The sequence below is a fragment of the Halioglobus sp. D3-4 genome, assembly GCF_055809315.1.
Map to the genome: position 1 here is coordinate 4,117,848 of NZ_CM147907.1, position 12,522 is coordinate 4,130,369.

General features: G+C 56.5%; 13 protein-coding genes. 5 read left to right on the forward strand and 8 right to left on the reverse strand.

All coding sequences use genetic code 11. The annotated features are described in order from the left end of the window. Positions 1 to 33: 33 nt before the first annotated feature. Positions 34 to 675 carry a hypothetical protein gene (locus AC0L6S_RS18180; protein WP_473425528.1) on the reverse strand — a complete coding sequence of 214 codons (642 nt, stop codon included), beginning with the start codon at positions 673 to 675 and terminating at the stop codon, positions 34 to 36. Between the two features lie 268 nt (positions 676 to 943). Here AC0L6S_RS18180 and AC0L6S_RS18185 point away from each other — a divergent pair, with 268 nt between their 5' ends. Then, the gene (locus AC0L6S_RS18185) at positions 944 to 1,846 is read left to right on the forward strand and encodes a DMT family transporter (RefSeq protein ID WP_473425529.1); all 903 of its coding nucleotides are present in this window, start codon (positions 944 to 946) and stop codon (positions 1,844 to 1,846) included. Between the two features lie 15 nt (positions 1,847 to 1,861). After that, complete coding sequence (locus AC0L6S_RS18190; RefSeq protein ID WP_473425530.1) at positions 1,862 to 2,512, forward strand: SRPBCC family protein; 651 nt, start codon at positions 1,862 to 1,864, stop codon at positions 2,510 to 2,512. A 21-nt stretch (positions 2,513 to 2,533) separates the two neighbouring features. Here the strand turns inward: AC0L6S_RS18190 and trhA are convergent, their stop codons facing one another. After that, positions 2,534 to 3,163, reverse strand: coding sequence for a PAQR family membrane homeostasis protein TrhA (trhA, locus tag AC0L6S_RS18195; protein WP_473425531.1), 630 nt, complete (start codon positions 3,161 to 3,163; stop codon positions 2,534 to 2,536). Positions 3,164 to 3,232: 69 nt separating this feature from the next. Between trhA and AC0L6S_RS18200 the strand changes: the two genes are divergently transcribed. Both AC0L6S_RS18200 and AC0L6S_RS18205 read left to right on the forward strand, forming a co-directional pair. Continuing rightward, positions 3,233 to 4,069: an NAD(P)-dependent oxidoreductase gene (locus tag AC0L6S_RS18200; protein ID WP_473425532.1), complete on the forward strand. Its 837-nt coding sequence runs from the start codon at positions 3,233 to 3,235 to the stop codon at positions 4,067 to 4,069. A 90-nt stretch (positions 4,070 to 4,159) separates the two neighbouring features. Beyond that, positions 4,160 to 5,506, forward strand: a complete 1,347-nt coding sequence (locus tag AC0L6S_RS18205; RefSeq protein ID WP_473425533.1) for a hypothetical protein — start codon at positions 4,160 to 4,162, stop codon at positions 5,504 to 5,506. A 20-nt stretch (positions 5,507 to 5,526) separates the two neighbouring features. Here AC0L6S_RS18205 and AC0L6S_RS18210 read toward each other — a convergent pair whose 3' ends face one another. The 4 genes from AC0L6S_RS18210 to AC0L6S_RS18225 form a co-directional block, all read right to left on the reverse strand. Next, the gene (locus AC0L6S_RS18210; RefSeq protein ID WP_473425534.1) at positions 5,527 to 6,468 is read right to left on the reverse strand and encodes a DMT family transporter; all 942 of its coding nucleotides are present in this window, start codon (positions 6,466 to 6,468) and stop codon (positions 5,527 to 5,529) included. A gap of 46 nt (positions 6,469 to 6,514) precedes the next feature. Continuing rightward, positions 6,515 to 7,147: a class I SAM-dependent methyltransferase gene (locus tag AC0L6S_RS18215; protein WP_473425535.1), complete on the reverse strand. Its 633-nt coding sequence runs from the start codon at positions 7,145 to 7,147 to the stop codon at positions 6,515 to 6,517. Between the two features lie 39 nt (positions 7,148 to 7,186). Beyond that, complete coding sequence (locus AC0L6S_RS18220; RefSeq protein WP_473425536.1) at positions 7,187 to 7,894, reverse strand: glutathione S-transferase family protein; 708 nt, start codon at positions 7,892 to 7,894, stop codon at positions 7,187 to 7,189. A gap of 70 nt (positions 7,895 to 7,964) precedes the next feature. Further along, positions 7,965 to 9,032 carry a metallophosphoesterase gene (locus tag AC0L6S_RS18225; RefSeq protein ID WP_473425537.1) on the reverse strand — a complete coding sequence of 356 codons (1,068 nt, stop codon included), beginning with the start codon at positions 9,030 to 9,032 and terminating at the stop codon, positions 7,965 to 7,967. A 123-nt stretch (positions 9,033 to 9,155) separates the two neighbouring features. Here AC0L6S_RS18225 and AC0L6S_RS18230 point away from each other — a divergent pair, with 123 nt between their 5' ends. Then, complete coding sequence (locus AC0L6S_RS18230; RefSeq protein ID WP_473425538.1) at positions 9,156 to 9,518, forward strand: SpoIIAA family protein; 363 nt, start codon at positions 9,156 to 9,158, stop codon at positions 9,516 to 9,518. Positions 9,519 to 9,585: 67 nt separating this feature from the next. Here the strand turns inward: AC0L6S_RS18230 and AC0L6S_RS18235 are convergent, their stop codons facing one another. Next, positions 9,586 to 10,578 (reverse strand): CE1 family esterase, encoded by a 993-nt coding sequence (locus AC0L6S_RS18235; protein WP_473425539.1) that lies wholly within the window; start codon positions 10,576 to 10,578, stop codon positions 9,586 to 9,588. A 344-nt stretch (positions 10,579 to 10,922) separates the two neighbouring features. Then, a complete protein-coding gene (locus AC0L6S_RS18240) occupies positions 10,923 to 12,497 on the reverse strand; it encodes an arylsulfatase (protein WP_473425540.1) in 1,575 nt (524 codons plus the stop codon). Positions 12,498 to 12,522: the final 25 nt, after the last annotated feature.

Consider the following 12,522-nt stretch of genomic DNA (forward strand, 5'->3'; position numbering starts at 1 on the left):
CTTTATCGCTCCTTGCGCGAGTGAGCACATGATCTAGTCCAGAGCCGCTTTGATAATCGGGTTCTTGAGTAGTAGTCCAATTCGATACTCAAATGCTTCTATCGCAGTGTCCGAATTACGACTTTCCCTTCTGGCCCAGTCCAGCTTCTCGTGGCCCATGGTGTCTTCTTGTGCCAGCAACCCCCCGGACTCATCGTAAACCTGAAGTACGAGGTGATAGTGCAGGCCAAAGTTTATCAAAGCGTCTGTCTTCCATTGCCTAACGATAAGTACCAGGCTTCTTCTTGCGCCGGAGGCGCTAATAGCACTGGTATCAAGTTCGCTGAACCCTGATTGGAGTTGCAGGTCGATCACTTCAAAGCCACTTTCGGAAAATTCCGTCGAAAGCGCTGTTTGCATGTCCATGGCCAATGGGTTGCCGGTGCTGGTGGTCACATCGAAAGGATTGGCATATCGTCCGCGTTGGAGCCCTACAAAATTCGCATTCTTGTCACCTTCGAGCACGTATTCTCTTGCGTCAAGGACGGCCAAGCCAAGGCTGCCATGCCCGACAACAGCTAATTCGATGTCAGCTTCAGCATAGTGGTACTGGTTGCCGGATGCGCAGCCAGTCAGCAAAATTGTGAGTAGCAGCAAATGCTGTAGGGTAAATCCGGAATGTTTGAATCCCGCCATAATGACTCCAATATTGCCAGCGCGAAACCGATGCACGGCAACGGCTTGTGATTGTGAGTTGTGACGCCGGACTTGGTGGCTAAGTATTACGGGCCCTATAGAGCATACGCGATCTCAAGCAGATAGGCTCGATGAGTGTACCTTGAGTACAGTCAACAGCAAGCTATATACTTCGCCTGTTTGCTGTTCCCTTCCTCAGCCAGAGACTCCCGCCCTCCGATGAAAGACTATCAACAGTGGGCCGCTGCCATTCGAAGCGGCAGATCGTATGAGTAGGGATCCCCTCTCTACCGCAGTACCTTTCGCCATTGCCTGTACCGGCATCGCCACGTTTGCTGGAATGGATGTCGTCATGAAAGGGCTCGCTATTGAGATGGGCGCATACAACGCGTTGTTATGGCGTACATGTATTTCCCTATTGATTGCAAGTTCACTGTTTTTTTGGAGGCGAGCGCGCTGGCCACGTTCGGGCGTCATCCGGCTACATGTCTGGCGTGGGCTGGTGACATCACTGATGGCGTTTCTGTTTTTCTGGGGGCTCGCCTATGTGCCCCTTGCGGAAGCTATTGGTTTGTCGTTCATCGCGCCCCTGATCGCCCTGTATCTGGCGGCGGTGATGCTGAAAGAAAAGATAGGTAAAGCGGCGGTAGTGGCGTCGCTTATCGGTTTTATGGGTGCGCTGGTTATCGTCGGCGGGCGTTGGAGCGGTGAATACAGCGAGGATGTCGGTCGCGGTATTGTCGCTATTTTGCTGTCTGCCGTACTTTACGCCTACAATCTCATCCTTCAGCGCCAACAGGCGCTGCTCGCAAAACCCGTAGAGATAGCCTTTTTCCAGAACGCGACCATGCTCACTGTCTATCTCTGTATCGCGCCTTTTTTTGCAGTTGTACCATCGCTGCAGCACCTGCCCAATCTGGCCGGTGCGGCTGTGCTGGGTATGACCTCTCTGCTGCTGCTCTCATGGGCCTACGCGCGGGCCGAGGCGAGGATACTGATTCCCGTTGAATACACGGCGTTTGTCTGGGCCGCATTGTTTGGCTGGTTCGTCTTTGGTGAAGTGGTTACGGTGGCGACACTCTCCGGTACGGCACTCATCGTCATTGCCTGTCTGCTTGCAGCGCGACAAAAGTCCGGTCCTGTTGATCATGTTGAGACAACGGCGGTCTAGGCTGTGTCGCGGACCATGCAACCACCTCGCGGCGCCGTTCTGGCCCTGTTGCTGATCCTGCTCATCGCGGCGCCGGCGATAGGGCAGGACTGGACTTTGGTGCATTCGAGTGAAAACCTGCGCGTACTGCAACGAAACTACGCCGGTTCGGCGCTGGATGAGATCAAGGGTGTGGTGCGTGTAAGAGCTTCATTGAATGCAGTGATGGCTCTGCTCAAGGATGCGCCGTTCAACCAGCATTGGGTCTACCGCAGTGGCGGCGCACGTATTCTCAAGGAGAACGGTTATGCGCAGGCCTACGTGTACGGTGTGGTCGACGCGCCGTTGCCGATGAGTGACCGGGACACTGTGGTGAGATTCGATTACCAGCAAAATCCGGTTACCAAAGAGATCACCGTCACCATCACCAACGAGCCGGCATTCATCGCCCCGCAGCCGGGGCTCGTCCGTGTGCCGGATATGGGTGGCCACTGGCACCTTAAGCCGCTGAAAGACGGCTGGGTGGAAATCACCTACCAGATCTATGGTGATCCCGGTGGCTGGATTCCCGCCTGGTTGGCGAATCACGCCGCGGTGCTATCTGTGAAGTACAGCCTGACAAACCTTATTGGGGTGGTTGGTCGCTATGCGAACGCCAGTAGCGAATTTGTCGCAGAGCCGGAGTAACCGGGCGGTCAGGGGAGAGTGCTAGCGCACATAACCCATGATTGCGATGAAGTGGCAGGCGGAACCTACCAGCACGAAAAAATGCCAGATGCCGTGCGCGTGGGTCAGCCATTTCAATTTGTCGACAATGTAGAAAATGATCCCGATGGTGTAGACGAGCCCCCCCGCTACGAGCCAGATAAACCCTGCTTCCGGCAGGCCGGCTCTTAGACTGGGCAGGTCCAGTGAGCAGGCCCAGCCCATGCCGAGATAGATAATCAACTGGCACACCTTTACGGCCGTGCCCGACAGGAATATCTCGGAGAGTGTTCCGACAACCGCCAGTCCCCAGACAAGGCTGAGTATCAGGGTGCCGCTCGTACTGTCGACACTGACGAGCATTAGCGGCGTATAGGTGCCGGCAATCAACAGGTAGATCGAAATATGGTCCAGCAGTTTGAACACCCGTTTGAGGCCGGGCGCCTGGAAGCTGTGATACAAGGTCGACATCGCGTACAGCAGCACCAGGGTCAACCCGAACACGCTGAACCCCACAATCATGCGCGGGTCACCGGTTTCGATGCTGAGGGTCAGCAGGGCGCCAAAGGCCACCAGGGAAAATACCGCGCCCACGAGGTGACTGATGCTGTTGAGTTTTTCGCCGTAGTACATATGTGCTAGTTTGCTCTGGTGATTGAACGAGACAGCCACCCCATCCCGATATCGACCACGTGAGCAGCCATGTTAAACACTGAGACAGGCGACAGGAAGCGCTATCTGGGCACCAAACTGGCAAAACGCTGGCGGAGGTCAACGCGGGTATTCGCCGCCGCCGTTGGCGCATGTCTTATGTTTGGGTGTGTATCCCCCGGTACGAAGACGTCCGTGCCAGTGACAGAGCCGGTGATCGGCGAGGCTTCGAGCGGAGAAGGTGAAAATCGCACAGTGGCACTGCTGGGAGGCACCGGTATGGTGGGCGGTTATCTCATACAGGACGCTCTGGCGCGCGGCTTCGATGTGCGGGTGCTGGCGCGCACCCCGGCCAAGCTTGATGCGTTCGCCGACCAAATTACCATCGTGCAGGGTGACGCTCGTGATCCCGCTGCCATCGCAGCGCTGCTGCACGGCAGCGATGTGGTAATCAGTGCACTGGGCCCGGTCAAAGGCGATGGTGAAGCAGCACGCACCATCAACACAACGGCGACCCGCAATGTCCTTCAGGCCATGGAGGATATCGGGGTTTCCCGGTATCTGGTGGTATCAGGCGCGGCAGTCGTGATGCCCGGTGATCAGCGCGATCTGCTGGGTTGGTGGATACGTACGCTGGCTCGCATTGGTTTATCGGATGCACTACAGGACAAACAGGCGGAATACGCGCTGTTAGCAGCCAGTGATGCCGATTGGGTGCTGGTTCGCTGTCCGTTGATCGATCCGCAGGTATTTCACCAGCAGCCGATGGTGTCGACGCTGACACCTCCGGCGTTTCGTGTGCGCGCCGGTGAGGTGTCGCGGTTTATCTTCGAACAGGTCGATTCTGCACAGTATGTCCGCGAGGGGCCTTTCCTCGGCAGCCGATGAGGCGCGAGGGGGGCAGGGGCTTCCAAACTGGTTGGCCGCCGAATTATGGCTTAGACTGCCCAGTGATATGCTGAAGTTCTCCATTTAGTCATGCTCAAGGTTCTGCGCTGGATTGTTGTTCCCGCCCTGCTTCTCCTGCTGTTGGGGGTGATTTCGTTGAGCGCATTGTTTCTGTATGCGCTGGATGACAAGCCGGTGGTCCCGAGGTCTGCGCCAGCGGACTATACGACAGTGGCGCAGGGCAAGGCGTTTGTAGAGCGGATCAAGCTGGAGATGGAGTCAGCGGGTGATGAGGGTGCCACGCTGGTAGTGACTGAGCGGGAACTGGATCGCCTGGCACAGATAGCCTCACACACCTTCAAGTGGCTGAGTACCGATTTTGATATCGACGGTTCAGCCATCAATTCCGGCGTAAGCGTACAAGTGCCCAATAATCCTTTCGGGAAATATTTAAACCTGAGTGCGCAGGTTCTGCCCTCCAGTGACGGTATCGGCATCGAAGAGGTATCCATTGGTCATCTGCGCTTGTCAGGCCGGTGGTTATTGCCATTGGCAGCACAGTTGGCAGACCTGCTGATACGGCAGCAACAGGCCAGCTTGATCCTGGCGGGCGTGAACGACATCCAGATAGACGGTGATACGTTGCTGCTGACGGTTACTCCGCCACCCGGTGTCAAAGCCCATATCAAGGAGGCCGTGCGAACCCTGCAGGCCTACCGACTTCCGGCGGGCGAGGCGAAGCGCGTCACGCACTACTACGATGGGCTGGCCGCACAGGGCGCGCGCAGTGATTGGCACAGCCAATCGCTGAGCAACTACCTGACGCCGGTGGCGGCAGAAGCGCAAAAGCGTAGCGAGCGAGGCTCTGCAGTGGCTGAAAATCGTGCGGCGCTGTGGGCGCTGATTATCTACTTCAGCAATGGTGCGTTTGAGGCCCTCATTGGAGAACTCGTGTCCAGTGAGCGAAAGCTGGTGCGATCGCCCTACGAAATAACCCTGGCCGGACGCCGCGACCTTATGCTCCACTTCCTGAGTTCGGCGGCTATCGCACTGGCCAGCCAGCAGGGAATCAGTATCGCGGCCGGGGAGTTCAAGGAACTGCTGGATTCCGGCAACGGTGGCAGTGGTTTCAGTTTTGCCGATCTGGCGGCGGATAGAGCAGGCATACAGTTTGTCGCACTCGCTACTGCCGATGAAGTACAGGCCCGGCAATGGCAGGACCAATTACTGGCCAATGCGGGGGAGGTCGGTTTTTTTCCGGAGATCTCCGGGCTGGTTGAAGGTCTCAGCGATGAAGCGTTTCGACAGCAGTACGGTGATATGGATTCCCAGCAGTATCTGCGTCAGGTAGCGCTTATAGATCAGCGTATTGCGCGCGCCCCGATCTACAGCCGGACAAGCGAGGATACAAGCGCGGATGATAGTAGTGATGAATGATTGGACTGCCGATCATGGTGTCAAGCGCCGCCTTGTTCTGCGAGTGTAGGCTGCGGCCGGTGTTTGGGCAGCGCGGCGACCGCGGAGCCTGCGACGACTAAACAAGCGCCGAGTATGCTGAGCCAGTCCATGGGCTCAAAGGGTATTTCAGCGGCTGCCCAGCGGTTCAGGCCAAACGTGAACAACAGCGTCAGTAGGGGCGCCAGCGGCAGAATCGCGCTGACTCGGGAGGACTCCCAGTAGCTCATTGCCAGCCCAAAACTGCCGTAGGCGATAATGGTATTCACCCCGCAAAAGAACAGCAACGCTAACTCGCCGGGGTTCAGTGACATAATCTGCAGCGGCTCTGCCAGCGGCCAGAACACAACGGTGCCGGCGAGACAGATGAGGAGGAGAATGTCTTTGGTATGTTGCTCCGTCTGCAGTTGCTTCTGTGCCAGCCCATAGACGGCCCAGGCAACCGCAGCGACGATGATCAAGCCCACCCCAACAAGGTAGTCCTCGGTGGTGAGTACCACATCGGTGAGTCGCCGATGAAAGAACAGCAGCATGCCGGCAACCAGCCCCAGCACGCCCAGCCACTGCAGGAGTAAAAGCCGGTCCTTGAATAACAGCACACTGCCGAACAGCAACAGCAGCGGGGCAATCTGTATCAGTATCTGCACCGCTCCGGGGTTGATGTGATCCAGCCCCCAGACATAGAACAGGTAGTTGCACATCAGGGCGGCAATCGCTGTAAAACTCAGCATGCGTTGCCTGCCGCACACCAGCTGTTTCAGGGCCCCGCCGCTGCGATGCCCATACCACAGCAGTGCAATCAGCGCGGAGAGCGAGAAGCGATACCAGCTGATTGTGATCGGGTCCATAACCTGCAGCACCGCTTTTAACGCCAGCGGCAACAGGCCCCACATCAGCACCGTGAGCAGGGAAAAGCCCAGTCCCAGTTTCCAGTTTGTGATCACGGTGTCCGCCTTTGTTCGATAGTGCCGCTTGCGCAGTGTGTGCAGCTCAGCTCGCCTTTTGGCTCACTATCGCCAGCCAGGGCTGCTCTGCACGCGGTGCGCCTGGCGGCCTGTAATAGTGATCGATAATGTCAAAGCCCGCGTTTTGTAGATAGTTTTTCGAGATGTCGAACTCCATAAAATGGCCATAGCGCTGGCCGGACCATCCCTCCGCGCTGCCACGCGGGTTGGAGGTGAACAGAATGCCACCGGGGCGCAGGGTGTCGTGCAGCTCCTTGAGCACGCGGGGCAATTCTGCGCTTGGAACATGGAACAGGGATGCGTTGGCAAACACTCCGTCAAATGCTGCTGGCGGCAGTGTCAGCCTGAGGAAGGACTGGTGCAGCACCGGGCAGCCGCTGTTAGCGCGCGCCATCTCACTGAACGCACGGCTACCGTCGAGGCCGACCGGCCGATGCCCCAGCGAACTGAAGTAGCAAAGATCGCGGCCCGGGCCGCAGCCAAAATCGAGAATGTCGAGTGTCTTGTCCGGTGGGAGCTGGCTCAACAGTTTCTCGTAGTTCTGCGACACATCGTGATCTTTAGTGCCGTGCCAGAATGACTGGGCATTTTCCTCGTAGTGCCCGAGGGTAATCCGTTCGATATCGGCCAATGTCGGGTCGATTGCGTTATCTGCCATGAGGTACTGCCGCTTCTGTAGTGATCCCGCAGTGGGGTTTCAGCCTGTAAATTTTTCCGCCAAAGCGCGGGCGCTGCTGCTTGGTGGCGCCAGCGAGAAGTCGCCCATGTCTGCATAGGCTTTGGTGAATGCCGGGCGCTGCGACAGTCGGCCGACATAATCGGCGAACTGCGGCGGCTGGCACAGCCCGTATGCGGTCGCCCACAATACATTCTGTCCCATCACACAATCCACCGCGCTGAATGTGTCGCCGCAGATGTAATCCGTGCGCGCCAGCCGGGCTATCAATTGCGGCTCGACTTCCTGCGTGAACTTTCTGTTGTAGCGCTCGATGGTCTTTGCATCGCTGTCGGGGCCCAGCATATGGGTATGAATGCGAATTTGCCACAGCATCATGTCCATCCACGCTGTGCCGTAGTGCAGCATCTGCAGATAGTCGGCCCGCGCCTCTGAAAAAGTGTTGGCAGGGGGCGCCAGATTTTTCTCCGGAAACAGGTCTGCCAGCAGTGACACCATGGCACCGCTTTCGAGCATGATCTTCTTTTCACCACTGTCGAGCGTGATTTCCAGTGCGGGGACATTGTGGTTGGGGTTTTTTTGCAGGTATTCAGCACTGTACTGCGCACCCTCGTACAGGGGGACGACTTCCACATCGAAGTCGTCATCCAACAGCTCGTGAAGCAGCCATTTTACGCGGGCACTGCGGGTTGCTGGATAGTGATACAGTTTCAGTCGTCCGATAGTCATCGTTGATTTCTCCCCGGCGGCCGCCGTTAGTGATGCCCAAGCGGACTATAAAGCCCGTGCATCTGCAATGCTAGTGAATGTGCTGTGCCGGTTTTATATCGAACAATGTCACTTCACCGCGACTGCCCAGGCGCATCACCGGGCCCCATGTGCCGGTACCGGGAGAGACGTACAGTTGTGTCTGCCCGTGGCGAAACAGGCCGATACTCTGCTCGAAAACCCTGTTCACAACGAGGTTGAAGGGCACAATCTGCCCGTTGTGCGTGTGGCCGGAAATCATCAGGTCGACACCGGCAGCGGCAGCGGCGGGCAGGCCACGCGGACGGTGGTAGAGCAACAGCACAAAGCGCCCGGTATCGATATCGATGTTGGCCAGTTCGCGTTCCACCTGCGCCCGGCGTTCGCTGTCGTCGATGCCGATCAGTTGAACTGTGCCATGAACGATGGATTGTGAGCGCAACACCTGTACGCCTAGCGCTGCGAGACGCTGCAGAATGTCATCCAGATCTTCATAGCGCTCATGATTGCCTATACTGAAATAGATCGGTACCGGGCAGGAGCGCAATGCCGATAATTTGTGCTCGCTGATACCTGGCGCATCGATAAAATCACCGGTGATACACAAAAATTCGATGTCCAGTTTATTCACTTGCTGCATCACGCGTTCGAGAAATTCCGCGCTGCGTGAGCCGATGTGAACATCGGTGATCTGTGCAAAGCGCAGAGGCGCAGTCAGCTTGGGGCTCTCCAGCGCGACTGTCACCACCGAAGGCGAGTAGGCATTAATCACGCTGTAGGTCATCAAGGCCAGGGTCAATCCAAGAAGCGCATACGCTGCATTCTCCGCCGCCACCCAGCCCAGCGCTACCGGCACCTCTGCCACCAGCAGCATACACAGCAGCAACGGGCTGATACCAAGCCAGAGATCTGCGGCGCGCCGCAGCCAGAACACCACGCCGTAGTTGGCGTGGCGCAAGTACAGCCTCACTACTATCTGGCTGAAGAACAGTGGGATAAAGACGGCCAGTGTTGTCCCGGTATTCATCCCCAGCCAATCGCACAATCGCAATACCGGATAGGCAAACAGCGGGATTTGCAGCAACAATGCAATCAGCAGAAATTGTGTGCGTCTTCTCATCGTCGCAGCATAACCCCTGCATACCGGTTTACATAGCAAGCCATTATTTCCACGCCATTTTTCCTACACTCGCAGCGCATTGTGGTCTACCCTGATCGTTATCGAGTTCGCGGGAGAGTGGCGATGTTGACACATGAGATCGATACTGAAAATGGCATATTGATAGTTACGCCCAGCGGCGAGTTGAGCGCGCAGGATTTCAAATTGCTCACCGACACCATGGATGCGTACAACGCAACGCACGAACCACTGCGCGGCCTGATGATTCTCACAGAGCATTTCCCCGGCTGGGATAGCTTCGGAGCACTTTTTCAGCATCTCAAATTTGTACGCCGGCAGCGCGACCAGATGAAGAAAGTGGCCGCCGTATCGGACAGTGGCTTCCTCACCGTAATGCCCCACATCATCGACCACTTTATCAAGGCCGATGTCCGCCATTTTGACTACAAGGACAAGGCGCAGGCACTGACGTGGCTGACGTCCTGACGATTGTGCACGCCGATGCTGAAGCGACCGGCAGTGCCTGCACAGCCAATTTATCGATGGCGTAAACTTACTGGCTGCGTCGGTGCTCGACTATCCAGTCGACCATCATGTCGAGTGCGCTGCCAACCCAGGGAAAGGGTATGTGTATGCCATCAACCATCTTCCAGTGCGTCACGTCAGTGTCGTCCGCACAATCGGTGTACTCCAGTACTTCCGTCTCGGCACCCTCTACAGCACCGAGTACATCCAGATTTCCGGCGCTGACCGGGGTGCTGTTGCAACCGGCGTGAGCGGCAAAGCGTCGTGTGGTTTCCAGTGCACCGGGGTAGCTTGTATTGTCGAATACCCTGCCTTCATAGAAGATGGTCTCATCGTCAACCCCGTGCATGGTCAGTACGCTCACCGCATTGGTAGCGGGCGCGCAACTGGCGTCATCTTCGAAGGTGGAGCCTGCCAGGCTCACTACAGAGGTAATCAGATCGGAGGCTTCGCAAGCCATACGCAAGGCCAGAAAACCGCCATTGGAGTGACCCACCAGGCCGACGCGTTGTGGATCAATACTGTAGGTGGCAGCCGCTTCCTCAATAAGGCCCCGTATATAGGCGACATCGTCAATCATACGATCCTCTTCCGTGAACGCGCAGCAGGCCGGTGTAGCGTTCCAGAATCTCGAGCCATTGAGGTTTTCCGTACCATCCGGGTACACCAATACATACTGCTTGCTATCCACTCGTTGGTTGAGCCCGAGATAGCCGGATTGCAGTGCACCGGTTGCACCAAAGCCGTGCAACAGAATGAGCAGCGGGTAGCGCGTTGTGGGGGTGTAGTCTGAGGGAATCTGGGCCTGTGCGGGTCGCTCGCCGCCAATCAGCAAATTGGGGTTCGAGGCACAGCTATCCGTATCCGCACAGCCCGTGAGGGTGTCGGGTTCCGAGTTTGTCACCAGGTTGAAGCCGTCACCACCACCACCGCCGCAGGCGGCCAGTGAGAGCAGGCAGGCCAGACCGACGCTGGCAATGACTGATTTTCCAGCGTTGTTCGGGATGAGGTATGCAGCCATGGCTATTGAACTCCAGATTTTACAGGGTTAATCGGTTGGCGCCGGTTCAGGTCTCTTGCCGCTGAATATTTGAATCTGTTCCAGTCGGAAGCTGTCTGTGTATTCACCCACAGCGTCTCTTCGAGGCTAAGTGTCTCAGCGCTACAGACTCCGGGATACAGGAAGATTGCCAATAATAGTGGCAAAGGGAAGCGGCTCATCTACGATCTCCTGCACTGTTTTATTGTCTTTGCGCTAGACCATAGCAAACTCTGCCCCTGTAATGAACAGGCGGGTGCTGCACTGTAAACAATAAAAAGCCCGGGTTGATAGCTCAAACCCGGGCTGGTGTAGTTTGGTGAGGATTAGTTCTGTATGGCGATATCCATCAGCTTGCCGAGATTACCCAGCGCTTTCTGTCGCTCGATAGTGCCGTAACCAATATTCGCTGCACTCAGCGAGCCGCCCGGCTGGAAGGGGTAGTTGGGAATCGTCTCAAAGAATTTGTGAACGAAGCCCTGTGCGGGAACCATCAGCCACATATTGTCGGCGTACCAGCGTACATACATACCGGAGTTACGCGAAGCGCTTTCGAAAGGATCGGCTCTGAGGTTGGTGATCACCGGCCATGCAGGTGTCTCTCTGAAAGCTTCGTTGATTGCGCCTTTCTCTGTTGCAAAAGAGACCTTCCAGTCGTCTACGCGTATTGCGTTCAGCATGCCGCTGGCCGCAAAATACATGATCTCCCGGCGTGGGCCCTTGTCGACCTGACCTTCAAAGAAGGGTTTGAAGTTGTAGCCGTCGAGATGCACGCGGAACTTTTTGCCGTTGGCCTGGTAACCGTCTTCTGAGGCGAGTTTTTCCTTCACATCGGGTACGCCGGCAGCAGCCAGCAATGTCGGCATCCAGTCCTCCTGGCTCATGATGTCGTTAACGATAGTGCCGGGTTTGATTGTGCCGGGCCATCTGACCATCTGTGGTACCCGCATGCCACCTTCCCAGGTAGTGCCTTTCTCTCCGTGGTAGGGCGATGTGCCACCGTCGGGCCACGTGAACTTCTCCGCGCCATTGTCAGTAGAGAAGATGACGATGGTGTTGTCTTCTACTCCGAGCTTTTCGAGTTCTTCGAGGAAGCTGCCAACCATGTCATCGAGTTCAACCATGCCATCGGGATACAGGCCAATGCCGGTGATGCCCCGGTATTTTTCCTGCAGGTGAGTCCATACATGCATACGGGTGAAGTTCATCCAGACAAAAAACGGTTTGTCGGCGTCAACTGCGGCAGCCATAAATTTCTTGGCCGCGCCGCCGAACTCGGAATCGACAGTTTCCATGCGTTTTCTGGACAGTGGGCCGGTATCTTCAATCTTGCCGTCTGCATAGGAGTGCAGTACGCCTCGCGGGCCATACTTTTTGTGGAACTCCGGATCTTTCGGGTAGTAATACGTTTCCGGCTCTTCTTCCGCGTTCAGGTGGTAGAGGTTGCCAAAGAACTCATCGAAACCGTGATTGGTGGGCAGATGCTTGTCCTGATCACCCAGGTGGTTTTTACCAAACTGCCCCGATGTATAGCCCTGCTCTTTCAGTAAATCGGCGATCGTGGGGGCCCAGTCCGGTATGCCCTGATCACTGCCCGGCATGCCGATGGTTAGCAAACCGGTACGGAACGGTTGCTGACCGAGGATAAACGAAGCACGCCCCGCGGTGCAGGACTGCTGTGCATACATATCTGTAAATAGAGCGCCGTCATTGGCAATTGAATCGATGTTGGGCGTTTGATAACCCATGCCACCGCGGTTGTAGGCGCTGGCGTTCCAGACGCCGATATCATCGCCCCACAGAACAAGAATATTGGGCTTGCCGGCAGCCATGGCCGACGCACTTAGCGCCAGCAGTGATGCCGTCAATGACCAGATGGCCAGTTTTACGTTTACTCGCATGTTTTTCTCCGATTTCAAATCCATT